We start from the raw sequence: 23,993 nt of genomic DNA, 5'->3' as shown, positions 1-23,993 counted from the left end.
ACATTTTGTGAGCGAACTCATTCGCGTACCTGACATCGGCAGCGGTGAAGGTGAAGTAATTGAACTGTTTGTGAAGGTCGGCGACCGTATCGAAGCCGACCAGAGCATCCTGACCCTGGAATCGGACAAGGCCAGCATGGAAGTGCCGGCCCCGAAAGCCGGCGTCATCAAAAGCCTGAAAGTGAAGCTGGGCGACCGTCTGAAAGAAGGCGACGAACTGCTCGAGCTGGAAGTCGAGGGCGCCGCTGAAGCGGCCCCTGCTCCGGCTGCTGCTCCTGCCGCCAAGGCTGAAGCTGCACCGGCTGCCGCTCCTGCACCGGCTGCGCCAGCCGCAGCTCCTGCCGCCGCTTCGGTTCAGCAAGTGCACGTGCCGGACATCGGTTCGTCGGGCAAGGCACAGATCATCGAGATCCAGGTCAAGGTCGGCGATAAAGTCGAGGCTGATCAATCATTGATCACCCTGGAATCCGACAAGGCCAGCATGGAAATCCCGTCGCCTGCCGCTGGCGTGGTCAAGGCCATCAGCGTCAAGCTCAACGACGAAGTCGGCACTGGCGACCTGATCCTGGACCTGGAAGTAGCGGGTGCTGCGGCCCCTGCTGCGGCCGCTCCGGCTCAGGCTGCTGCACCGGCTGCTGCCGCTGCGCCTGCTCCTGCAGCAGCCCCGGCTGCTCCAGTTGCCGACAGCGTCCAGGACATCCACGTCCCGGACATCGGTTCGGCCGGCAAGGCCAAGATCATCGAAGTGTTGGTCAAGGCTGGCGACACCGTCGAAGCCGACCAGTCGCTGATCACCCTGGAATCCGACAAGGCAAGCATGGAAATCCCATCGCCTGCCGCTGGCGTGGTGGAAAGCGTTTCCATCAAGCTGGATGACGAAGTCGGTACTGGCGACCTGATCCTCAAGCTGAAAGTCAAAGGCGCGGCCCCTGCTGCTGCCCCGGCTCCGGCTGCCGCTGCTGCTCCAAGCGCTCCGGCACCTGCCGCTGCTGCTCCGGCTGCCGCTGCACCTGCACCTGCTGCCGCTCCAGCCGCCGCACCGGCCAAGCCAGGCGCGAAAGTTCACGCCGGCCCGGCCGTGCGTCAACTGGCCCGTGAGTTCGGCGTCGAGCTGAACGCTGTCGGCGCCAGCGGCCCGCACGGTCGTATCTTGAAAGAAGACGTGCAGACTTACGTCAAAGCGATGATGCAGAAGGCCAAGGAAGCACCGGCCGCTGCTGCTGGCGCAACCGGTGGCGCGGGCATCCCGCCGATCCCGGTCGTCGATTTCAGCCGTTTCGGCGAAATCGAAGAAGTGCCGATGACTCGCCTGATGCAGATCGGCGCGTCGAGCCTGCACCGCAGCTGGCTGAACATCCCGCACGTGACTCAGTTCGATTCGGCTGATATCACCGAGCTGGAAGCGTTCCGCGTCGCGCAGAAAGCCGTTGCCGAGAAGGCTGGCGTCAAGCTGACCATCCTGCCGCTGCTGCTCAAGTCCTGCGCGCACATGCTCAAGGAACTGCCGGACTTCAACAGTTCGCTGGCGCCAAGCGGCAAGGCGATCATTCGCAAGAAGTACGTCAACATCGGCTTCGCCGTCGACACTCCGGATGGTCTGCTGGTACCGGTCATCAAGAACGTCGACCAGAAGAGTCTGTTGCAACTGGCAGCCGAAGCCGCTGCGCTGGCCGCCAAGGCCCGCGACAAGAAGCTTACTGCTGACGACATGCAAGGCGCGTGCTTCACCATTTCCAGCCTCGGCCACATTGGCGGCACCGGCTTCACGCCGATCGTCAACGCGCCGGAAGTGGCGATCCTCGGTGTTTCCAAGGCAACCATCCAGCCAGTCTGGGACGGCAAAGCCTTCCAGCCGAAACTGATGCTGCCGCTGTCGCTGTCCTACGATCACCGTGTGATCAACGGCGCCGCTGCCGCCCGCTTCACCCAGCGTCTGGGCAGCCTGCTGGCGGACATCCGTACCATCCTGCTGTAATCCCAAGTGGCCCTCCGGCAACGGAGGGCCGCTTGTGTTTCACGTTTTCGAGCGCCACACGCTCGTACCTCAACCCCGTCAATTGACGGGGCTTTTTTTTGTCCGAAATAAACCCGCCTTAGTATTTTTCCTACAAGTTGCGCTGACATCAGCCACGACCGAAGTCAACTTCGCGCCGACTTTTTTACTCGCCATGCAACTAACCTTGGTACAACAAAGTTAATCAATCGAACTTTGCATGAATGACTTACTTACGCAGCACCCACTCGAATGGATTCGACATGTTAAAACCGACTATCGGCCCGATCATTGGCCACGTTACAACTAATCACGCACGCATCTTTATTCGCGGCAACAGTCAAAACAACGCCCCGGTATTTGGCGGGATACGCTATCGCATTAGCGGAACACAACAATGGTCAAAAGCCATCTTCGCCAAACTGAGCGAGTTGCGCGACATGTCTGAAGTGCTTGTACTTAATAATTTGAGCACGGACACCGAGTATGAATATCAGGCCGGCTGGTTCAGCCCGATGAGCCCGGTACACACCACGGACTCTGTCGCCGAGTTGCCGCTGCAATGGCCACGGGAGATTTACCGCCTACGCACTCGTTCCAGCAAAGCCATGCAGCCCCGGGCCTACATTGTCGGGTCCTGCCGCTACTTGCGCATGACCGCCGGCGTTGCATCGTTGCCGCACTTGGGCGACCGGATCTTTGCTTCCATCAGTCAATTGATTGAAGGCGCACAACCAGCAATCAGCGCAACACTCATGACCGGCGATCAAATCTATGTCGACGATCTCAATCTGATTGCACCGGATCGCGAATACAAAGACATACTCAGTAAATACCGCGCGGCCTTTTCCCAACCGCACATTAAACATTTGATGTCCGGCACTTCGACTTACATGATTCTCGATGATCACGAAATAGAAGATAACTGGCCAGCCAATGCCGGAAAGTCCGATGGCGAGTTATACCGTAATGCCATGGCGGCCTATGAGTTGTATCAAGTCAGTCACAGTCCGGCACATGAACTGACAGATAACGGGCAAGTCAACCGTTCGAAACTTGAGCACTACTGGTATCAGTTCAGCGACGGTGATATCGAATGGTTTGTCACCGACAGCCGCACCCGACGCAACTTGTCGGCCGATGATCGACGCATCCTTGATGAGGCGCAGGAACAGGCGTTACTCAACTGGCTGATCAACAGTCCGGCACGGGTGAAGTTCGTTGTCACCAGCGTGATGTTCTACCCGGACCGCAAAGTGCTGGGCGACGATGCCTGGAAGGCCTTTCCGGAACAGCGTCTACGCCTTCTGGAAACAATCCGCACTCGAAGCATCAAGAACGTCGTGTTCATTTCGGGTGATGTGCATGGTTCGTTGACGTCGCGCCTGACCCACAGCGAAGCAGCGGACTTCGAAGTGCACACCATCGTCTCCTCGCCTCTGTGCAACAGCAAGTTGCTGCCATACGCCAAGGCGTCCACGTTCATTCTTGACCAGCCGCTGGTGACGACGGCGGCGGGCGATTATCGGCATGAGTTGACCAGCACCGTGATCAGTGAGGACAACTTTGCCCATGTGGTGGTTGAGGCTGATCAAATTCTGGTCAATTACCATGATCGGGATGGGAAAAAGTTGCAGTCGATCGCCATAAAACTGCGCTGAGCCTTTATGAATCGCAGCCTTCGGCAGCTACCGTAAGCCCCGTAGGAACTGCCGCAGACTGCGATCTTTTGCTCTTTTCTGAACGACGCTGGAGAAATGCCCAACGCAGCCGACACATTCTTATAGCACTTGGCCTTCATCACTCTTGTCAGTCGGTGCCGCAATGATGCAACCTTGCCGCAGGCAACAGTAAAGAGGGCGAGAGCCCGGCGCGTTCAGCATATTTCCAAGCGAGTTCCCTTCATGAAGAGCCAACCCGATGCCGCCAGCCGTATGGCGGCCGAGGTAGTGACGCAGTTGCCTGTGCCCTCGCGGCTCGGCATGCTGCGTTTCGAGCGCCTGAATGAAGCCAGTTGGGCGATGCTGTTTCTCGATCCAAACTGCGAACGCCAGTTCGGTCAGCCGGCCGTCGAACTCTGTGCACTGGTCGGCTCGCCCTACGCCAGCCTGATGGAACCGGAAGCGCGTTACCAACTGCACGACACGATCCAGCAACAACTGCGTGACAGCCCGCATTATCTGGTGCGCTATGCCCTGCACACCGCCGCAGGCAAGCTGAACATCCTCGAATTGGGCGAAGCCTACAAACAGCACAATCGTCATCTGCTGCGCGGCTATCTACTGGCGGTAGATGATGTGTTCGACGAAGTGCAGCAGGTGCCCTGCGTCGACCTCGAAACCCAGAACTCGCGCCTGCAAATCGCCCTCGAACTCAACCAGCGCGCCCAGCAGGAACAACTGCAACACCTCGAACGCGTGCGCGCCCAGCAGGATCTGATTCTGCTGCTCGCCCGCCAGCGCTACAGCTCGCACAACTCGCTGCAAGAAGCCGCCGAACTGATCACCCGCTGCGCCTGCGATATCTATGAAATCGACTGCGCCAGCCTGTGGAACCTCGAAGGCCAGCAACTGGTGCCGATCTCGGCCTACCATCGCGCGACGCAGGAATACATTCTGCCGGACGTGATCGACGTCAGCGGCTTCCCCGACTACATGGAAGCACTGCACAGCAGCCGCGCCATCGACGCGCATAACGCGATGCGCGACCCGCGCACCCGCGAGATGGCCGAAGCCTTGCGCCCGCGTGACGTCAACGCGATGCTCGACGCCAGTATTCGCGTCGACGGCCAGGTAGTCGGCGTACTGTGCCTGGAGCAGACCGGCGTGACCCGCGCTTGGCAATCCGACGAAATTGCCTTTGCCGGCGAACTGGCCGACCAGTTCGCGCAAGTCATCAACAACCACAACCGCCGCACAGCCACCAGCGCCCTGCACCTGTTCCAGCGTGCGGTCGAGCAAAGCGCCAACGCGTTTTTGCTGGTCAACTGCGACGGCGTGGTCGAGTACGTCAACCCGAGCTTCACGGCGATCACCCAGTACACCACCGAGGAAGTCCACGGCCAGCGTCTGTCCGAGCTGCCAGCGCTGGAAAACCTCAGCGAACTGCTGTTCGACGCCCCCTCGGCGCTGGCCAAAAGCAACAGTTGGCAGGGCGAATTCAAGAGCCGGCGCAAAAATCTCGAACCGTATTGGGGCCAGTTGTCGATCTCCAAGGTGTATGGCGACAACCGCGAGTTGACCCACTACATCGGCATCTACGAAGACATCACTCAGACCAAACTCGCGCAACAGCGCATCGAGCGTCTGGCGTACACCGACAACCTGACCAACCTCGGTAACCGGCCGGCGTTTATCCGCAATCTGGACGAACGCTTCGCCCGGGATAGCGATACCCCGATCAGCCTGCTGCTGGTGGACATCGACAACTTCAAGCGAATCAACGACAGCCTCGGCCACCAGACCGGCGACAAACTGCTGATCAGCCTCGCCCGGCGCCTGCGCAACAGCCTGAGCCCGAGCGGCAGCCTCGCGCGTTTCGCCAGTAACGAGTTCGCGGTGTTGCTCGACAACACCGACCTTGAGGCCGGCCAACAAATCGCCAGCCAGTTGCTGATGACCCTCGACAAGCCGATGTTTGTCGACAACCAGTTGATCAGCGTCACCGGTTCCGTGGGTTTGGCCTGCGCGCCGCTGCATGGCCGCGATCCGCAAACCCTGATGCGCAACGCCGGCCTCGCCTTGCACAAGGCCAAGGCCAACGGCAAACATCAGGTGCAGGTGTTCACCGAAGCGCTGAACGCCGAGGCCAGTTACAAACTGTTCGTCGAGAACAACCTGCGTCGCGCCCTGACCCAGAATGAATTGGACGTGTTCTACCAGCCCAAGCTGTGCCTGCGCAGCGGTCGCTTGCTGGGTATGGAAGCGCTGTTGCGCTGGAATCACCCGGAGCGCGGCATGATCCGCCCGGACCAGTTCATCAGCGTCGCCGAAGAAACCGGGCTGATCATTCCGATCGGCAAGTGGATCGCCCGCCAGGCCTGCCGCATGAGCAAGGCGCTGACCGCCGCCGGCATGGGCAATCTGCAAGTGGCGATCAATCTGTCGCCCAAGCAGTTCTCCGATCCGGACCTGGTCGCGTCCATCGCCAATATCCTCAAGGAAGAAGCGCTGCCGGCCAATCTGCTCGAACTGGAGCTGACTGAAGGCCTGCTGCTGGAAGCCACCGAAGACACGCACTTGCAGCTCGATCAGCTCAAGCGCCTGGGCCTGACCCTGGCGATGGACGACTTCGGTACCGGTTACTCATCGCTCAGCTATCTGAAGAAATTCCCGATCGACATCATCAAGATCGATCGCAGCTTCATCCACGAAATCCCGGACAACCAGGACGACATGGAAATCACCTCCGCCGTGATCGCCATGGCCCACAACCTCAAGCTCAAGGTCGTGGCCGAAGGCATCGAGACGGCTGAACAACTGGCCTTCCTGCGCCGCCACCGTTGCGACGTCGGCCAGGGTTACCTGTTTGACCGGCCGATTCCCGGCGCCGAGCTGATCCAGGCTCTGAAGCGCTACCCGCGCGGCCCGCTTTGCCTCTAAAACACCGCAGATTCCTTGTAGGAGTGAGCCTGCTCGCGATAGCGGTGTGTGCGAGTACCCGCACATTTTGACTAGTGATTAACTCGGCATCATTGGGCACACTGGCGGTCTGACTTTTTACATCCCATCCTGACTGAGAGGAACGATCATGGTTCTGCGCTCGGAAATACTGGTGAACAAAAACGTGCTCCCGACTAAAGAACAAGCTCTGCCCGGCCGCGAAACCGCGATGACACTGCCGGAAAAGCATTTCGTCTTCGAAGAAACCCCGCTGCTTGGCCCGTTTTTCCAGGACGTCGATTTTGCAATCTTCGGTCTGGGCTGTTTCTGGGGCGCCGAACGTCGCTTCTGGCAGCGTGAAGGCGTGGTCAGCACGGTCGTTGGTTATGCCGGCGGTTTCACACCGAACCCGACTTACGAAGAAGTCTGCTCGGGCCTGACCGGCCACGCTGAAGTGGTGCTGGTGGTGTATGACAAGGCCAAAGTCAGCTACGAAGAGCTGCTGGCGATGTTCTGGGAATTGCACAACCCGACACAGGGCATGCGTCAGGGCAACGACATCGGCACGCAGTACCGCTCGGTGATCTATGCAACTTCGCCCGAGCATCTGGATGCGGCGCTGAAGAGCAAGGCGACTTATCAGGCCGAGCTGTCGAAGGCTGGCCTGGGCGAGATCAGCACCGAGATCGAACAGGCACCGACCGTGTACTTCGCCGAGGCGTATCACCAACAGTATCTGGCGAAAAACCCGGAAGGTTATTGCGGGATCGGCGGCACCGGTGTGTGCATGCCGCCGAGTCTGGCGGGTAACTAAACCCCAAAAGCATCGCGGGCAAGCCCGCTCCCACAGGGTCATGCGCTATTTTTGAATTCGGCGCTAAACCTGTGGGAGCGGGCTTGCCCGCGAAGGCGTCCGTTCAGACACCATCAAAGCAATTGATTAACTCTCGGCAATCAACCAATCCATCTGCCACCCACCTTGGGTCTGGCCCAATTTCTTGGACAACCACGGCAGCAACTCACGCAATTCTTCCTCCAGCCCCCACGGCGGATTGGCAATTGCCATGCCCGAACCGTTCAGGCTGTTCGGCGTGTCCAGCGGATGCACCAGCAACTCCACGCGCAACAACTTCGGCGCACCGGTGCCGGCCAGGTCCTGATAGAACCGACGTAACGCGCGCTGATCCTTCACCGGATACCAGATCGCCGCCACGGTCTGGCGCATACGGCCAATCGCTTCTTTCAACGACGCCGCGCAACGCTGCATCTCGTCGAGCTGCTCGAACGGCGGATCTATCAACATCACCGCACGCTTCTCCTGCACCGGCAGCATTGCCCGCGCCACATGCCAACCCTCGCCCAGATGCACTTTCACCCGACGATCACCGGCCATGTTGTCCTTGAGCAGCACGCCGTCTTCCGGGTGCTTCTCGTTGAGCATCACCCGATCCTGTGGGCGAGTCAGGCGCCGCGCCAGTTCCGGCGAACCGGGGTAATAGCGCAACTGGCCATCCGGGTTCATCTCGTGCAACACCTTCATGTAGTCGGCGGTCAGCGCCGGCAGGTCAGGCTGATCCCACAAGCGCGCGATGCCTTCCAGGTACTCGCCGGTACGGTTGGCCTGATCGCCCTGCAAGTCATACAGACCGATGCCGGCGTGCGTGTCGAGATAGGCAAACGGCTGCTCCTTGCGCGACATCAGGGCGATGAGGCGGGTCAAGGTCAGGTGTTTGAACACATCGGCGTGATTGCCGGCATGGAAGGCGTGACGATAATTCATGGCTGCTCCTGCGAAGGGCGCAAAGTTTACCTTTTACCGGGCGGCAAGTCAGGGGTTCGCAGCCGAGCGGACAGACAACAAGCTCCCTGTGGCGAGGGGATTTATCCCCGATGGTCTGCGCAGCAGCCCCAAAACCACCCGACGCGGTACGCCTGAAACAGCGTGTTTGCGGATCCGGGGTCCGCTGCGCAGACCATCGGGGATAAATCCCCTCGCCACAATACTGAGTCATCGCGGAACTAAGGTTGGCATTGCGCCTAATCGCTTGCCGATGACATCGAGCAAATCACAGCCGTCGCGCAAGGGAATGGCGCAGAGTTTGGCGAAGTCGCTGAGGATGAGGGAATCGCATTCGATCGAGCCGCGCATGCACAGGTTTTCCAGTACCTGGACGACCGTGCGGATGCGGTAGTTGGCGGCGTCCATCAGGACATCAGAAGGGGCGTGGGTGTCGACGAACAGCGTGGGCATGTCGTTGCAGTTGCTGGTCAATGCCATGTAGCGGTTGTCGGGATGGGGGATGTGTTTTACGTAGGGTGGATCGGGTTTGAGCGTCGTCATTTCAGTTACACCTCAATAGGTTTAAGAGGGGCTGCCAATGACCTTCCTACAGGTTTGGGTGGCAGCCGTACGCGAGAGTAGGAAACTGAGAAACCCACCAAACTCAGCTACGCCGAAGCGTTCCCGCGCACAGCCGCCGCAAAGATATCAGGGGCACGAATTAAGTGCCGCAATCAAACGACAGCGCTGATGCGCGGTGAATTTCTCAGGGTTCCTACACCCTGTCACCACTCTCGCGGTGACAACGAAAAGACTATCCCTGCAACCCATCGCCCACCAGTTCATGAAAACCGCCGCGACTCGAAGGAAACGTCCGGGGCCTTCGCCCGGAAACCTCACTCCGACTCTGTCAGCAAATACTCCAACAACGCCGACTGCGACGATTCTTCCGACGTTGCGACCTGAAAAAACTGCCTGACCTTGCAGCGTAGAACCGGCTCGGGGAAGTCCTCGAAGAGCGTCGGATGGTCCTCGCTCAGCCACTGCACAGCGTTACTGACCTGAACATCAGCTCCGCCCGCCGCCAATGCCGATTCCGGCACTTTCCACCATGGAAACACCTGCCCGGAAACCTGCGCCTTCCCCCCGATATCAATGGCCTTACCATTGATCAGTCCACGCGAGATCACCGGCAACAGCTGCGCCGCGCTGACCGCCTCGGACTGCAAGATCGGCGACAAAAACCGTCCATCCCAAAAACGGAAAAACACCGCTTTGCCGTCCGGCATCAACACCTGAGTCAAACTGCGAAAATGCTCAACCACCACTTCAAGGCTCGCTGAAGACACCGCCAGCCAGCCCCAATCATGAGACTCAGTAGTCGCCGCCCAATCCAGAAACTCACTGTCTGCCGGGACAATTCCCACGAAAGGCATCACTGCATCCCACTCGGCATAAATCGTATCCGCCCAAATCGGGCTAGCCGCTACCTGCGGCGGCTTGGCGGCGCTGGCATGACTGAAGATCGCGAACAGCTGTTCCGAACATTTCAGCGGCTCACGCTCCAGCCACTCTGAAGGCTTTAGAAAATCAGGCTGCACAAACACCATCCTTGCAACGCTCACACTCTTCGCAGAATGGCGCATCGCCCTTGAAGCTCATGATCTGTGCTGCGGTAAGAATGGCCGCCGGCGCTGCCGTCAGTTTTTCCGGTAGTCCCGGCACAACCGGCGCGGCACTCATGGCCACCATTGGCGCACCACCGACCATGATCGGCACGCTGCTGAAAATCCCGCCGGGGCCGATGTTGATCCACTGCCCGCCGGCCTGAATGGTTGCGCTCGCACCGCCATCGATCACCACTTGCTGGCCGGCGCTGACGTGAATTTGCTGACTGGCGCTGGTCGCCTGATTACTCACGCGGATATGCCGGTCGCCGACCACCGTCAGGTGATCGTCCTGTTTCACTTCAGCCTGGCGCTGGCCGTGGGTGATGCGTTGCTCGTCAGCCTTCAACTCATGTTTGGCGATGCCGGTGACGACGATGCTGCGTGCGTTATCGACCTGCACCTGTTGGTCGTGCAAGACATGCTGGGTCCAGTTGCGCTGGGCGCGCAGGTAAATCTCCTCGGCGCCTTTTTTGTCCTCGATGCGCAACTCGTTGTAGCCACCGCCCCCCGGGCTGCTCTGGCTGCGGAAAATGCTGCGGGTCTTGTCCGCCGGCAGATCCAGTGGCACCGGGGTGGCGGCGTTGGGCAGGCAGCCCACCACCAGAGGTTTGTCGGCGTCGGCGTCGATGAAACCGACCAGCACCTCCATGCCGACCCGTGGAATCAGCACACTGCCGTAACGGTCGTGGGCCCAACCGGTGGCGACGCGCAGCCAGCAACTGGAGTGCTCGTTCAACTCGCCATCGCGATCCCAGGCCAGTTGCACCTTGACCCGGCCGAACTCGTCGCAGTGGATTTCCGTGTCTTTCGGCCCGGTAACGACGGCCGGCTGATAACCGAGCATCCGTGGTTTTTCCGGGCCCAGCGCCGGACGAAAGAACACGTCCCACGGCGTCGCAAGAAAAGTATTACGGTAGCCCTGGAATTCTCCTCCATCGCTGGTGACCGACTCCTCCAGCACTTGTGGTTGTCGGCCATGGTGTTCGATACCGGTGAGCAGCCACAGATCATTCCAGTCGTTACGCGGGTGGTCAGTCAGTTGCAGGAAATGTCCGCAAACCAATGCGGATTGATCGCTGATGCCCTCGGCCTGACGGAAATCGGCGACATGCCTTTCAAGTGCGCGTTGCGCCAGATGCTTGCCGGTTTCACGATCGTTGAATTGGCCAGGAAAGTGATAGTCCTCAAGCACCGGGCGCTGTTCGCTGTCGATGCGACTTTCCAGTTGCAACTGCGGCTTTACAAAGTTGTAGTCGCGTCGGGTGACGGCACTGGTGCGGGTTTCCACGCGGACATTGAAGCGTTTGATTGCCGGCGCCCCGCCAGCCATGCCGCTGCCGGGCAGGTAGAGGGTCGGTTCAGCGAGACGCGGAAACACCGTCTGATCATCGCCGAACACCAACAAGTGCCCCTCGAGGCTGTGCTGAAAATGGTAATGAATGCCGACCTCGGCACACAAACGCTGGATAAACGCCAGATCGCTCTCGGCGTATTGCACGCAATACTCTCGCACCGGGTAATCGCTGCCGAGGCGAAACTCGAAGGTATCGCGCAGGATCGCGTGATCCTTGAGAATCTGCGCAACGATCTGCGGCACGCTCTGATGCTGGAATATCCGCTGATTGGTCCGGTGCCCGAGGTATGTGAGACGCGGGACAAGGCTGATGTGATAGCGCGTAAGACGTTTGCCGGAATCGCCCTGTCCGACCTGATAAATCTGACCGTGCACACCGGAACCGTCCGCTTCAAAACTCAGAAATGCCTGACAGTGCAGCAGGCTTTCGAGGTCCAGATCCGGTCGCTCGCTGACCAGTTCCAGCTCAAAGCGAAAAGGTTGGCTGATGGCTTCCTTGCCCGTGAACTCAAGGACTTTGAGGTCGTGCTGGGCGCCCTCAAGGGTCAACGTGAAGCGCGGTTGATTGGCAGGCGCGAACATCCGATGTTTCTCTGCAGTGTGAGGGCGGCCGATTCTGCATGAGGGACAAGAGCGATTGAGCGGGCGACAGGAAAATCAGATTTGCCCTACATGGACTGCTGAATATCCCGTAAAAAGTCGGCGCATCCGACTACAGACATACGTCTCAAAACCAACACGAAACCTGTGGGAGCTGGCTTGCCAGCGATGAGGCCAGCACCTTCAGCACATGCATTGACTGACACACCGCTATCGCTGGCAAGCCAGCTCCCACAGGTTTCTCCAGTGCTCTTGAGAAATTCTGGGCAATAAAAAACGGCCCGTTCCTTGTAGGAATCGGGCCGTTTTCAGGTGAGCCGAAGCTCAGTGCATCACTTGTTCAGATGGAAATCTTTTTCTGCCGCTTCGAAGCGCATCACCATGCCTTTGCTTGGCGAACCAAGCTTGCTGACGATGTAGATTGCCAGGCTGGCGAAGATGAAGCCCGGGATGATTTCGTACAGACCCATCACCTCGAAATGCTTCCATACCACCACGGTGATCGCGCCGACCAGGATACCGGCCAGTGCGCCGTTGCGGGTCATACCTTTCCAGATCACCGAGATCAACACCACCGGACCGAACGCAGCACCGAAACCGGCCCAGGCGTAGGACACCAGACCCAGCACGCGGTTTTCCGGGTTCGCCGCCATCGCGATAGCGATCAGGGCAACCAGCAGCACCATGGCGCGGCCGACCCAGACCAGCTCGGTTTGCGAAGCGGATTTACGCAGGAAAGTCTTGTAGAAATCTTCGGTCAGGGCGCTGGAGCACACCAGCAGTTGGCAGCTCAGGGTGCTCATTACCGCTGCCAGAATGGCCGACAGCAACACACCGGCAACCCATGGGTTGAAGAGGATTTTTGCCAGCTCGATGAACACACGCTCGTGGTTTTCGGTCACGGGACCGGCAACTTCCGGGTGCGCCGAGAAGTAGGCGATACCGAAGAAGCCCACCGCCACGGTGCCGCCCAGGCACAGGATCATCCAGGTCATGGAGATGCGACGGGCGTTGGCGATCGATTTAACCGAGTCAGCGGCCATGAAGCGCGCAAGAATGTGCGGCTGACCGAAGTAGCCCAGACCCCAGCCCATCAGCGAAATGATGCCGATGAAAGTGGTGCCCTTGAGCATGTCGAAGTTGCTTGGATCCTGGGCTTCGATCGCCAGGAACGTGGTGTCGACACCGCCGGTGGCCAGCAGCACGATGATCGGCGTCAGCAGCAGGGCGAAGATCATCAGCGTGGCTTGTACGGTGTCAGTCCAGCTCACCGCCAGGAAACCACCCACGAAGGTGTAGGCAATCGTCGCTGCAGCACCGGCCCACAGCGCGGTCTCGTAGGACATGCCGAAGGTGCTTTCGAACAGACGGGCACCAGCCACGATGCCGGATGCGCAATAAATGGTGAAGAACACCAGAATCACGATGGCCGAGATGATCCGCAGCAGGCCGCTTTTGTCTTCGAAACGGCTGGAGAAGTAGTCCGGCAGAGTCAGGGCATCGCCGTTGTGCTCGGTCTGCACGCGCAGACGACCGGCAACGAACAGCCAGTTCAGGTAGGCGCCGACGATCAGGCCGATGGCGATCCAGCTTTCGGACAGACCGGACATGTAGATGGCGCCCGGCAGGCCCATCAGCAACCAGCCACTCATGTCGGAAGCACCGGCAGACAATGCCGTCACCACGCTGCCGAGGCTGCGGCCGCCAAGAATGTAGTCAGAAAGGTTATTGGTGGAGCGATAGGCCATGAAGCCGATCAGCACCATTGCTGCGATGTAGATCACGAACGTGATCAGTGTTGGATTGCTTACGCTCATTAAGTTACGCCCTGGCTTTGTTTTTATGTAGCAGCGGTGATGGATCGCACACAAACGACGACGTTTGGCAGACGAATCCGGATCCCGAGCATTTAGGACTGATGTTTCCCCAGGAAAGCCACCAGCCGATGCACCGGTTTACACCGGTTGCACCTTGGGCGCGAATGCTATGCAACAAACCAAAAAAGGTGCAACCAGTTTCGCGAGAATTAGTTGCACCTAGTCGGATATATCGACAAACAAGCGGTTTTTGCTCCCTTTTAGCGCAGTCAACGCGCTTTGCTAGAAGCAAAAGCACCAAGCAGGAGCGGCACTTTCGTACCAGAAAATATTTCCTGATGAGCTGCTTATTTTTCCGACAAAAAAAGGGTTGCACCCGGTTGCACCTCTTTCAGCGCACGGCTAATCTTGCCGCCAGCTGATGCCACGCAACTGTGGCAACCATGAGGATAAAAATATGGCTACCACCACCCTTGGGGTCAAACTCGATGACCCGACCCGCGAGCGCCTGAAGGCTGCCGCGACCTCGATTGATCGCACACCGCACTGGCTGATCAAGCAGGCAATTTTCAATTACCTGGAAAAACTCGAGGGTGGTGCAACCCTGACCGAGCTGAACGGTTTGACCGCCAAGGACGCCGACGACGCTGGCGAACTTCATACCGATCACGCCCACCAGTGCTTCCTCGAATTTGCTGAAAGCATCTTGCCGCAGTCGGTTCTGCGCGCTTCGATCACCGCCGCTTACCGCCGCCCTGAGCCGGAAGTGGTGCCAATGCTGATCGAGCAGGCGCGCCTGCCGGCGCCGATGGCTGAAGCGACCAACAAACTCGCCGCCTCCATCGCCGAAAAACTGCGTAACCAGAAAAGTGCCGGCGGTCGTGCAGGCATTGTTCAGGGTCTGCTGCAGGAATTTTCCTTGTCGTCCCAGGAAGGCGTGGCGCTGATGTGCCTGGCCGAAGCGCTGCTGCGTATTCCGGACAAAGGCACTCGCGACGCACTGATCCGCGACAAGATCAGCACCGGCAACTGGCACCCGCACCTGGGCAACAGCCCTTCGCTGTTCGTCAACGCCGCCACTTGGGGTCTGCTGCTGACCGGCAAACTGGTGTCGACCCACAACGAAGCCGGCCTGACTTCTTCGCTGAGCCGCATCATCGGCAAGAGCGGCGAACCGATGATCCGCAAGGGCGTCGACATGGCCATGCGCCTGATGGGCGAACAGTTCGTCACCGGCGAAACCATCGCCGAAGCGCTGGCCAACGCGAGCAAGTTCGAAGCCAAGGGCTTCCGCTATTCCTACGACATGCTCGGTGAAGCGGCCCTGACCGAACACGACGCGCAGAAGTACCTGGCGTCGTACGAACAAGCCATCCACTCGATCGGCAAAGCCTCCCACGGCCGTGGGATTTATGAAGGCCCGGGCATCTCCATCAAACTGTCGGCACTGCACCCGCGCTACAGCCGTGCGCAGTACGAGCGCGTGATGGACGAGCTGTACCCGCGCCTGCTGTCGCTGACCTTGCTGGCCAAGCAATACGACATCGGTCTGAACATCGATGCCGAAGAAGCCGACCGTCTTGAACTGTCGCTGGATCTGCTCGAGCGCCTGTGCTTCGAGCCGCAACTGACCGGCTGGAACGGCATCGGTTTCGTTATCCAGGCTTACCAGAAGCGTTGCCCGTACGTGATCGATTACGTGATCGATCTGGCCCGCCGCAGCCGTCATCGTCTGATGATCCGTCTGGTGAAAGGCGCGTACTGGGACAGCGAGATCAAGCGCGCCCAAGTCGAAGGTCTGGAAGGCTATCCGGTCTACACCCGCAAGGTGTACACCGACGTTTCCTACATTGCCTGCGCACGCAAACTGCTGTCGGTGCCGGAAGTCATCTACCCGCAGTTCGCCACGCACAACGCCCACACCCTGTCGGCCATTTACCACATTGCCGGTCAGAACTATTACCCGGGCCAGTACGAATTCCAGTGCCTGCACGGCATGGGCGAACCGCTTTACGAGCAAGTTGTAGGCAAAGTTTCCGAAGGCAAGCTGAACCGTCCGTGCCGCGTGTACGCACCGGTCGGTACCCACGAAACCCTGCTGGCGTACCTCGTACGTCGTTTGCTGGAAAACGGCGCGAACACTTCGTTCGTCAACCGCATCGCCGACCAGTCGATTTCGATTCAGGAACTGGTGGCCGATCCGGTGGCGCAGATCGAGCAGATGGCAACCGTGGAAGGTGGTTTCGGCCTGCCGCACCCGCGTATTCCGCTGCCGCGTGACTTGTACGGTTCCGAGCGCGCCAACTCCAGCGGCATCGACATGGCCAACGAACATCGTCTGGCCTCGCTGTCCTGCGCCCTGCTCGCCACCGCGCACAACAACTGGAAAGCCGCGCCGATGCTCGGTTGCACTTCGAGCAACGAAACGCCTGCGCCAGTGCTGAACCCGGCAGACCATCGTGATGTGGTCGGCCACGTTCAAGAAGCCACCGTCGAGGACGTCGACAACGCCATCCAGTGCGCCCTCAACGCTGCACCGATCTGGCAGGCCACCCCGCCGGCCGAGCGCGCGGCGATTCTGGAACGCGCTGCTGACTTGATGGAAGGCGAGATCCAGCCGCTGATGGGTCTGCTGGCTCGCGAAGCCGGCAAGACCTTCGCCAACGCCATCGCCGAAGTCCGCGAAGCCGTCGACTTCCTGCGTTATTACGCGGTGCAGGCACGCAACGATTTCAGCAACGACGCCCACCGCCCACTGGGCCCGGTGGTGTGCATCAGCCCGTGGAACTTCCCGCTGGCGATTTTCAGTGGTCAGGTCGCTGCCGCACTGGCCGCCGGTAACCCGGTACTGGCCAAACCGGCTGAGCAAACCCCGCTGGTCGCTGCGCAAGCCGTGCGCTTGCTGCTGGAAGCCGGGATTCCCGAAGGCGTGCTGCAACTGCTGCCGGGTCGCGGTGAAACCGTCGGGGCCGGTCTGGTCGGTGACGAGCGCGTCAAAGGCGTGATGTTCACCGGTTCCACTGAAGTTGCTCGTCTGCTGCAACGCAACATTGCCGGTCGCCTGGACAGCCAGGGCCGTCCGATTCCGCTGATCGCCGAAACCGGTGGCCAGAACGCAATGATCGTCGACTCCTCGGCACTGACCGAACAAGTGGTCATCGACGTGGTGTCCTCGGCGTTCGACAGCGCCGGTCAGCGTTGCTCGGCGCTGCGGGTCCTGTGCTTGCAGGAAGATTCCGCAGACCGTGTCATCGAAATGCTTAAAGGCGCGATGGCTGAAAGCCGTCTCGGCAATCCTGAACGCCTGTCCGTGGACATCGGCCCAGTCATCGACGCTGAAGCCAAGGCTGGCATCGACAAGCACATCCAGGGCATGCGCGACAAAGGTCGCAACGTGTACCAGGTGGCGATTGCCGACACTGAAGAAGTCAAACGCGGCACCTTCGTCATGCCGACCCTGATCGAACTGGAAAGCTTCGATGAGCTGCAACGCGAGATCTTCGGTCCGGTGCTGCACGTGGTGCGCTACAAGCGTAAAGAGATCGATCAACTGATCGGCCAGATCAACGCTTCCGGCTACGGCCTGACCCTCGGCGTACACACACGTATCGACGAGACCATCGCCAAGGTGATCGACAACGTCAACGCCGGTAACGTCTACGTCAACCGCAACATCGTTGGTGCCGTGGTCGGCGTGCAGCCGTTCGGCGGCGAAGGCCTGTCGGGCACTGGCCCGAAAGCCGGCGGCCCGCTGTACCTGTACCGCTTGCTGTCAACGCGTCCTACCGATGCCATCGAACAATCCTTCGCTCGCGGTGATGCTGCCGTGGCGCCGGACGTGCGTCTGCGTGATGCCATGAGCAAACCGCTGAATGCCCTGAAAGCCTGGGCCGAGAGCAATAAGTACGCCGACTTGAGCACTCTGTGCGTGCAGTACGCTGCGCAGTCGCAGAGCGGCATCACCCGCGTGCTGGCCGGCCCGACCGGTGAGAAAAACAGCTACGCCATCCTGCCGCGCGAGCACGTGCTGTGCCTGGCGGAGGTTGAAGGTGATCTGCTGACGCAACTGGCAGCAGTGCTGGCGGTTGGCGGTTCGGCGGTATGGCCGGAATCCGACATCAGCAAGGCCTTGTTCGCACGCTTGCCGAAGGACGTTCAGGCGCGGATCAAGCTGGTTTCCGACTGGACTAAAGACGAAGTGGTGTTTGATGCGGTTCTGCATCACGGCCATTCCGACCAGTTGCGTGGCGTTTGCCAGCAGATTGCCAAGCGTGCCGGTGCCATTGTTGGTGTTCAGGGCTTGTCCCAGGGCGAGACCAACATTGCGCTGGAGCGTCTGGTGATCGAGCGGGCGTTGAGTGTTAACACTGCGGCGGCGGGTGGTAATGCCAGCCTGATGACTATCGGCTAACGTCCCTGGTTGATTGATCGTTCCCACGCTCCGCGTGGGAATGCCTCCTGTGACGCTCTGCGTCACGCCGTTTAGGGACGCGGAGCGTCCCGGGCTGCATTCCCACGCAGAGCGTGGGAACGATCATGCCCTACCCTCGTTTTGCCCCTCCATCACGCTTATCAATCATCCTGTTCAGCTTTTATCAGCACGCCTAGACTCGGCCCAACCCAAAAAAAGGTAGGCCGCCATGTCCGAGACGCTGCTCAGTTCCCGCAATCTGGCTTTCGAGCTGTATGAAGTCCTTGATGCCGAGGGCCTGACCCGCCGTGAGCGTTTTGCCGAGCACAATCGCGAGACCTTCGACGCCGCCATCGGCACCGCACGCAACATCGCCGAAAAATACTTCGCGCCGCACAACCGCAAGGGCGACGAGAACGAGCCGCGCTACGAGGACGGTAAGGCGATTCTGATTCCCGAGGTGAAACCGGCGGTGGATGCCTTCCTTGAGGCCGGATTCCTCAACGCCGCGAGAAGTTTCGACGCCGGTGGCATGCAACTTCCTACGCTGCTGTCGCAGGCCTGCTTCGCGCACTTCCAGTCGGCCAACGCCGCATCGACGTCGTATCCGTTCCTGACCATGGGCGCGGCGAACCTGATCGAAAGCTTCGGCACCGACGAGCAGAAGCAGCGCTTTCTGCAACCGATGATCGACGGTCGTTTCTTCGGCACCATGGCCCTGACCGAGCCCCACGCTGGCTCATCGTTGTCGGATATTCGTACACGCGCCGAGCCTGCGTCCGACGGCACTTATCGCCTCAAGGGCAACAAGATCTTCATTTCCGGCGGTGATCACCCCCTCTCGGAAAATATCGTGCACATGGTGCTGGCCAAACTGCCGGACGCGCCGCCGGGGGTGAAGGGCATTTCTCTGTTCATCGTGCCGAAATTTCTGGTCAACGATGACGGCAGCCTCGGTCAGCGCAACGACGTGTTGCTCGCGGGGCTGTTCCACAAGATGGGCTGGCGTGGCACCACTTCCACCGCACTGAACTTCGGCGATAACGGTGAATGCGTCGGCTATCTGGTGGGCAAGCCGCATCACGGTTTGAGTTACATGTTCCAGATGATGAATGAAGCGCGGATCGGCGTCGGCATGGGTGCGGTGATGCTCGGTTATGCCGGTTATCTGTATTCGCTGGAATACGCCCGCGAGCGTCCGCAAGGTCGAGTGCCGGACAGCAAAGACCCAAGCACCGCGCCAGTGCCGATCATTCAACACGCGGACGTCAGACGCATGCTGCTGACGCAAAAGTCCTACGTCGAAGGGGCATTTGACCTCGGTTTGTATGCCGCGCGTTTATTTGACGACACCACCACGCTTGAGACCGAAAGCGAGCGTAAACAGGCCCATGAGTTGCTGGATTTGCTGACGCCGATCGTCAAATCCTGGCCGTCGGAATTTTGCTTGAAGGCCAACGAACTGGCGATCCAGATTCTCGGCGGCCACGGTTACACCCGTGAATACCCGGTGGAGCAGTATTACCGCGACAACCGGCTGAACCCGATCCACGAGGGCACTCATGGCATTCAGTCGCTGGACTTGCTCGGGCGTAAGCTGGCGCAGAACGGCGGCGCGGGACTGAAGCAATTGATTCGTCTGATTGCCAATACCGCTGAGCGCGCAACGGCGCACGAATCGCTGACCGCGCTGCGTGAGCCGCTGGAGAAACTGGTCGCGCGTTTGCAAGTCGTGACCATTGGTTTGTTGACCGATCTGGCGCAGGGCAAGGTCAACAGCAGCCTGGCGAACTCGGCGTTGTACTTGAAGGTGTTCGGGCACACGGTGATTGGCTGGCGTTGGCTGGAGCAGGCGATTCGTGCCGAAGAAGGCTTGCTGAAAGGCAATGCCGCGGATGTCGACTTCTATAAGGGCAAGTTGCAGGCGGCACGGTATTTCCTGACGTGGGAAGTGCCGGGTTGTCACCATGAGCTGGCGTTGCTGGAGGCGCGGGATGATACGTGTCTGACGATGCAGGATGCTTGGTTCTGATCGGGATTATGCGTTGCGGCTGATACCGTCTTCGCGGGCAAGCCCGCTCCCACAGGGTTCTTTGGTGGTCACACATTTCGTGAAACCGCCGCAGTACCTGTGGGAGCGGGCTTGCCCGCGAAGGGGCCGGGACGGGTGGCGCATCAACTCAACTTGAACCCACCCATCTGCCGCGCCAGATCATCCGCCAACCGCTGCAACATCTGACAATCCTCTCGACAAGCCCGAACCTCTCCCGCCGTCGCCCGCGCCAGATCGGAAATCCCCTGCACGTTACGGTTGATCTCCTCGGTCACCGCCGACTGCTCCTCGGTCGCTGTCGCCACCTGGTGGTTCATGTCACTGATGCGCTCGACCTGCCCGGTAATCGCAGTCAACGATGCGCCGGTACGCTGGCTCGACTCAACCCCGGTGCCCGTCGCAGCCTGGCCGGTGCGCATCGACGACACGGCGTTTTCCGCACCTTGCTTGAGGCTGCCGATCATTTGCTGAATCTCGTCTGTGGACGCCTGGGTTCTGCGCGCCAAGGTGCGAACCTCGTCTGCAACGACAGCGAACCCTCGGCCCATGTCCCCGGCGCGTGCGGCCTCGATGGCAGCGTTCAGCGCCAATAGATTGGTCTGCTCGGAAACCCCGCGAATCACCGCCAGCACCGAATCGATCGACGCCACCTGATGCGCCAACTCACCCACCGCGCCCGCCGCCACGCCGATCTCATCGGACATGCTCTCAATATGTCGAATCGAGCCACCGACCACCTCCCGCGCCTGCATCGCTTCATCCCGCGCGGTTTGCGAGGCAAGCGCGGCGTTGCCGGCGTTCTGGGCGATTTCCTGCACGGTCAGGCCCATTTCGTGAACGGCGGTGGCGACCATGTCGGTCATTTCCTGCTGCCGACCAGAACGCTCGGCAGTGTTCTCCACCACCTTTGCCACCTGCCCGACCGCCGTGCGCAAGCGCTCGCTGGTGGTCAGCACTTCGCCGATCATCCCCCGTTGGCTATCGAGGAAACGGTTGAAGCCGCGGGCGAGATCGCCTAGCTCATCGGCACGACTGGAATCTAACCGATGGGTCAAATCTCCCCCACCGCTACCGATTGCTACCAGCGCCGCTGTTACCTGACGAATCGGTCGCACCAACCCTTGGGCCAGCCATACCACCAACGCGAGGCACACCAAGGCCACCGCCAGACCGATGCCGCCGCTCATCCACATCGCTTTGCGGGCTTCGGCGTAGATCTGCGACTGCGGCACTTCGGCCACCAGGGTCCAGCCCAAATCACGCAAAGGCAGGCTGAAGGCAAGGAAGTCTTCGCCATCCCGCTGGAAGCTGCTGCTTATGGCAGTTTTTTGACCCATGACGGCCTGCGCCGCCGAAGCGCCAATCTGCTCGCTCAAGGTGCGCTTGCCACTGAACTGCGCCTCGGGGTGCACCTGGATCAAACCGTCGGAACGCACGAGGTAGACCTTGCCGCGCTCGCCGAAGCTGAAGTTGTGAATCAGCTCGGACAGCTCTTTCATGCTCAGCCCAAGCCCCGCTACGCCGACCACTTTGCCGGCCTGTTCAACCTTCAGATCGATGAACAGCGCCAATTCTCCGGTGGCCCCATCGTTGTCGATGTTCAGGGTGCGCGGCTGACTGCTGTCGAGGAAAGAATAGAACCAGGCGTCGGCCGGTTTGGCGCGACTGAGGGTGCGATCCAGGCCTTTTTCGGTGATGTAGTGATTCGATTCGGTGCCGATGATCAAAGCGGTAAAAGCCTTGTGTTCGGCGCGGATGCCTTCCAGATACTGTGCGAAGGCCGCCGTTTTGCCGCCGTCTTCACCCGCCGCCAACCAATCGCGCACCATGGAATTGCTGGCGATGTCTTTCGCGGCCGTCAACGGCTGGATAAGGATGCGTTCGATGTCGTTGCGCGTCGCCTCGATGCTCGACGGCAACGCTTGTTCGACCAGATAGCTCTGGGCGAGGCGGTTGACCACCAGGGTATAAATGCCAACCACGATCAGGATGCTGACCAGCAGGGCAGTGCCCATGCTGAGAATCAGCTGCCATTGAATACTGCGTCGCCACAACTGCATGGAGCACCCCCAAAGAATAAGTGGCCGAAACAATGCAACAGCCGTGCCGATTGTATACAACCCAATCGACAATCTATTCTTTGGTTGTGCGCAAACCCATCAGCCCTGATTGATGGTCTTGGCGATGGTGTCGACCGTGGCGCTGACTTGCTCTTGGTAACGGTCGAGTTCTTCTTTGTGCTGCTTCTTCATTTCGATCTGCTGCGAGCACAGATTCATTGCCGCCAGCACCAGCAGGCGGTCGCCGATCAGCGTCGGGTATTTCCTTTTGGTGTCGTCCAAAGCGGCCTTGAGCATCATTGCCGCGTCCAGCAGGGTCTGTTCTTCCCCGGCCGGTGCCTTGATCGAATAGTCCTCCCCGAGAATGGAGACGACTTTTACCCCTGCTGTGTGGTGGTTCATGCGCTGACAGGACCTGCGTTGACGCGATCAACCAAGGCTTGAATGCGTGCGGCGGTGGCGCCGTGCTTTTCTTCCTGTTCCATCAGGCTCAGTTGCAGGCTTTCGTTTTCATCCTTGGCCTGGGCCAGTTCCGTGGACAGGGTCTGGTTGGTTTGCGAGAGGGCCTGGTTCTGTTGCACCAGGTCGCTGACGAGCTGTTCCAATTGGCTGAGGGATGCTTCCAACATTTTGATCTTCCAAGCGTTTTTCAAAGGGCGCGTACGATAAAGAAAAGTCACCACGGATGCCAGGGTTTAACCGGCGCAAGGCCTTGATTTTCCTGGCGGGCGAGCGTTCCCGCGAGTTTAAAAGACTGTGATCTGCCGATCTGGTTCCTGCACTTCGTCGCCCAAGACCTTCTGCGACAAATACGCACACCGCCTCAAGACTTTAGTCGTATGACCGATAAGTCATCCATACAGCAGTCTCAGCCCGCATGGATGCGGCCCTCTCTTGGTATCCGCCCCATGTCCCTTCGCAATATGAACATCGCCCCCGGGCGTTTACCGGTTTCGCCCTGATCGGCGGCCTGATGCTGATTCTGGGCGTGTTCGCGCTGAATCAGATGAGCAAAATTCGCAGCGCCGCCGAGGACATCTCGTCGAGCAGCGTGCCGAGCATCAAGAACCTCGACGAGTTCACTCAATTGACTCTGCGTCTGCGCGTGCTGTCGTACCGCCTGCTGGTCAACCGTGAACCGGATGTGCAGCAAAAAACGATTGAGCTGCTGGACATGCGCAATCAGCAGATCCGCAAGGCCCAGACTGATTACGAGCCGCTGATCGGCAGCCCGGAAGAGCGTTCGGCCTACGATCAGTACGTGCAGTTGCTCGGTCAGTACCGCCAGATCGAAGACCGGATGAAAAGCCTGTCGCGCAACAATCAGGTGGATGAGCTGCGCAACCTGCTCAACACCGAGTTGCTGAACAACTCCGAAGCCATGAACACCGTGCTCAACCGCCTGATGCAGATCAACGGCGAGCAGATCAGCGAGACCAATCAGCAAGCGGCCGATCAGTATTCCTCGGCGTTCGATCTGGTGGTGACCCTGCTGGTGATCGCCACCGGCCTGACCTTCCTGTTCGCCTGGTTGCTGACCATCAGCATCACCCGGCCGATCTCCAAGGCACTCGACGCGGCGGAAACCATTGCCGAGGGCAACCTGACCCAGCCAATTCACGTCGACGGTTCCGATGAAGCCGGGCGCCTGCTG

Annotated in this window: 14 protein-coding genes and 2 pseudogenes; 7 read left to right on the top strand and 9 right to left on the bottom strand. The window is 59.6% G+C overall.

Annotated features, from left to right (window positions below; all coding sequences use genetic code 11):
- Positions 1–7: 7 nt before the first annotated feature.
- The 4 genes from aceF (at position 8) to msrA (ending at position 7,408) form a co-directional block, all read left to right on the top strand.
- Complete coding sequence (gene aceF, locus KI231_RS02455) at positions 8–1,975, top strand: dihydrolipoyllysine-residue acetyltransferase (RefSeq protein WP_213027338.1); 1,968 nt, start codon at positions 8–10, stop codon at positions 1,973–1,975.
- Between the two features lie 281 nt (positions 1,976–2,256).
- Positions 2,257–3,654: an alkaline phosphatase D family protein gene (locus KI231_RS02450; RefSeq protein ID WP_213027337.1), complete on the top strand. Its 1,398-nt coding sequence runs from the start codon at positions 2,257–2,259 to the stop codon at positions 3,652–3,654.
- Between the two features lie 243 nt (positions 3,655–3,897).
- On the top strand, positions 3,898–6,594 hold the full coding sequence (locus tag KI231_RS02445) for a putative bifunctional diguanylate cyclase/phosphodiesterase (protein ID WP_213027336.1): 2,697 nt from the start codon (positions 3,898–3,900) through the stop codon (positions 6,592–6,594).
- Between the two features lie 148 nt (positions 6,595–6,742).
- On the top strand, positions 6,743–7,408 hold the full coding sequence (gene msrA / locus KI231_RS02440) for a peptide-methionine (S)-S-oxide reductase MsrA (protein WP_093430120.1): 666 nt from the start codon (positions 6,743–6,745) through the stop codon (positions 7,406–7,408).
- A gap of 126 nt (positions 7,409–7,534) precedes the next feature.
- Here the strand turns inward: msrA and KI231_RS02435 are convergent, their stop codons facing one another.
- The 5 genes from KI231_RS02435 to putP all read right to left on the bottom strand — a co-directional run bounded on the left by KI231_RS02435 (position 7,535) and on the right by putP (position 13,815).
- Positions 7,535–8,374: a 23S rRNA (adenine(2030)-N(6))-methyltransferase RlmJ gene (locus KI231_RS02435; protein ID WP_007915674.1), complete on the bottom strand. Its 840-nt coding sequence runs from the start codon at positions 8,372–8,374 to the stop codon at positions 7,535–7,537.
- A 228-nt stretch (positions 8,375–8,602) separates the two neighbouring features.
- Complete coding sequence (locus KI231_RS02430) at positions 8,603–8,935, bottom strand: hypothetical protein (protein WP_213027335.1); 333 nt, start codon at positions 8,933–8,935, stop codon at positions 8,603–8,605.
- Positions 8,936–9,270: 335 nt separating this feature from the next.
- Positions 9,271–9,975, bottom strand: coding sequence for a DUF4123 domain-containing protein (locus KI231_RS02425; RefSeq protein WP_213027334.1), 705 nt, complete (start codon positions 9,973–9,975; stop codon positions 9,271–9,273).
- Positions 9,965–11,980 carry a type VI secretion system Vgr family protein gene (locus tag KI231_RS02420; protein ID WP_213027333.1) on the bottom strand — a complete coding sequence of 672 codons (2,016 nt, stop codon included), beginning with the start codon at positions 11,978–11,980 and terminating at the stop codon, positions 9,965–9,967. The genes KI231_RS02425 and KI231_RS02420 overlap by 11 nt, the downstream gene beginning before the upstream one ends.
- Before the next feature lie 350 nt (positions 11,981–12,330).
- Entirely contained in the window at positions 12,331–13,815 is a 1,485-nt protein-coding gene (gene putP, locus KI231_RS02415) for a sodium/proline symporter PutP (RefSeq protein ID WP_103305393.1), read from the bottom strand.
- Positions 13,816–14,272: 457 nt separating this feature from the next.
- Between putP and putA the strand changes: the two genes are divergently transcribed.
- The gene (putA, locus tag KI231_RS02410; RefSeq protein WP_213027332.1) at positions 14,273–18,226 is read left to right on the top strand and encodes a trifunctional transcriptional regulator/proline dehydrogenase/L-glutamate gamma-semialdehyde dehydrogenase; all 3,954 of its coding nucleotides are present in this window, start codon (positions 14,273–14,275) and stop codon (positions 18,224–18,226) included.
- 229 nt (positions 18,227–18,455) lie between these two features.
- On the top strand, positions 18,456–20,258 hold the full coding sequence (locus tag KI231_RS02405) for an acyl-CoA dehydrogenase (RefSeq protein WP_213027331.1): 1,803 nt from the start codon (positions 18,456–18,458) through the stop codon (positions 20,256–20,258).
- Positions 20,259–20,401: 143 nt separating this feature from the next.
- Here KI231_RS02405 and KI231_RS30265 read toward each other — a convergent pair whose 3' ends face one another.
- The 4 genes and pseudogenes from KI231_RS30265 to KI231_RS02390 form a co-directional block, all read right to left on the bottom strand.
- Positions 20,402–21,133, bottom strand: a complete 732-nt coding sequence (locus KI231_RS30265; RefSeq protein ID WP_371857970.1) for a methyl-accepting chemotaxis protein — start codon at positions 21,131–21,133, stop codon at positions 20,402–20,404.
- Positions 21,134–21,268: 135 nt separating this feature from the next.
- Positions 21,269–22,294: pseudogene (locus tag KI231_RS30260) on the bottom strand (cache domain-containing protein); the annotation flags it as partial.
- 144 nt (positions 22,295–22,438) lie between these two features.
- Positions 22,439–22,741 (bottom strand): cell division protein ZapA, encoded by a 303-nt coding sequence (locus KI231_RS02395; RefSeq protein ID WP_064117128.1) that lies wholly within the window; start codon positions 22,739–22,741, stop codon positions 22,439–22,441.
- Positions 22,738–22,968, bottom strand: a complete 231-nt coding sequence (locus KI231_RS02390) for a hypothetical protein (protein WP_103305398.1) — start codon at positions 22,966–22,968, stop codon at positions 22,738–22,740. Before KI231_RS02390 ends, KI231_RS02395 begins: the two co-directional genes overlap by 4 nt.
- A gap of 248 nt (positions 22,969–23,216) precedes the next feature.
- Here KI231_RS02390 and KI231_RS30255 point away from each other — a divergent pair.
- Positions 23,217–23,969, top strand: a pseudogene (locus KI231_RS30255) (MCP four helix bundle domain-containing protein); the annotation flags it as partial.
- Positions 23,970–23,993: the final 24 nt, after the last annotated feature.

This window comes from Pseudomonas sp. Seg1 (genome assembly GCF_018326005.1).
Lineage (GTDB): Bacteria > Pseudomonadota > Gammaproteobacteria > Pseudomonadales > Pseudomonadaceae > Aquipseudomonas.
The sequence above is the reverse complement of the archived record's forward strand: the minus strand, read 5'-3'. Positions and strand labels throughout refer to the sequence as shown.

Excerpts from the sequence above, each read along its gene's own strand:
- KI231_RS02450 (WP_213027337.1), top strand. The coding sequence starts at position 2,257 with ATGTTAAAACCGACTATCGGCCCGATCATTGGCCACGTTACAACTAAT.
- KI231_RS02445 (WP_213027336.1), top strand. The coding sequence starts at position 3,898 with ATGAAGAGCCAACCCGATGCCGCCAGCCGTATGGCGGCCGAGGTAGTG.
- msrA (WP_093430120.1), top strand. The coding sequence starts at position 6,743 with ATGGTTCTGCGCTCGGAAATACTGGTGAACAAAAACGTGCTCCCGACT.
- KI231_RS02435 (WP_007915674.1), bottom strand. The coding sequence starts at position 8,374 with ATGAATTATCGTCACGCCTTCCATGCCGGCAATCACGCCGATGTGTTC.
- KI231_RS02430 (WP_213027335.1), bottom strand. The coding sequence starts at position 8,935 with ATGACGACGCTCAAACCCGATCCACCCTACGTAAAACACATCCCCCAT.
- KI231_RS02420 (WP_213027333.1), bottom strand. The coding sequence starts at position 11,980 with ATGTTCGCGCCTGCCAATCAACCGCGCTTCACGTTGACCCTTGAGGGC.
- putP (WP_103305393.1), bottom strand. The coding sequence starts at position 13,815 with ATGAGCGTAAGCAATCCAACACTGATCACGTTCGTGATCTACATCGCA.
- putA (WP_213027332.1), top strand. The coding sequence starts at position 14,273 with ATGGCTACCACCACCCTTGGGGTCAAACTCGATGACCCGACCCGCGAG.
- KI231_RS02405 (WP_213027331.1), top strand. The coding sequence starts at position 18,456 with ATGTCCGAGACGCTGCTCAGTTCCCGCAATCTGGCTTTCGAGCTGTAT.
- KI231_RS30265 (WP_371857970.1), bottom strand. The coding sequence starts at position 21,133 with ATGGTCGCCACCGCCGTTCACGAAATGGGCCTGACCGTGCAGGAAATC.
- KI231_RS02395 (WP_064117128.1), bottom strand. The coding sequence starts at position 22,741 with ATGAACCACCACACAGCAGGGGTAAAAGTCGTCTCCATTCTCGGGGAG.
- KI231_RS02390 (WP_103305398.1), bottom strand. The coding sequence starts at position 22,968 with ATGTTGGAAGCATCCCTCAGCCAATTGGAACAGCTCGTCAGCGACCTG.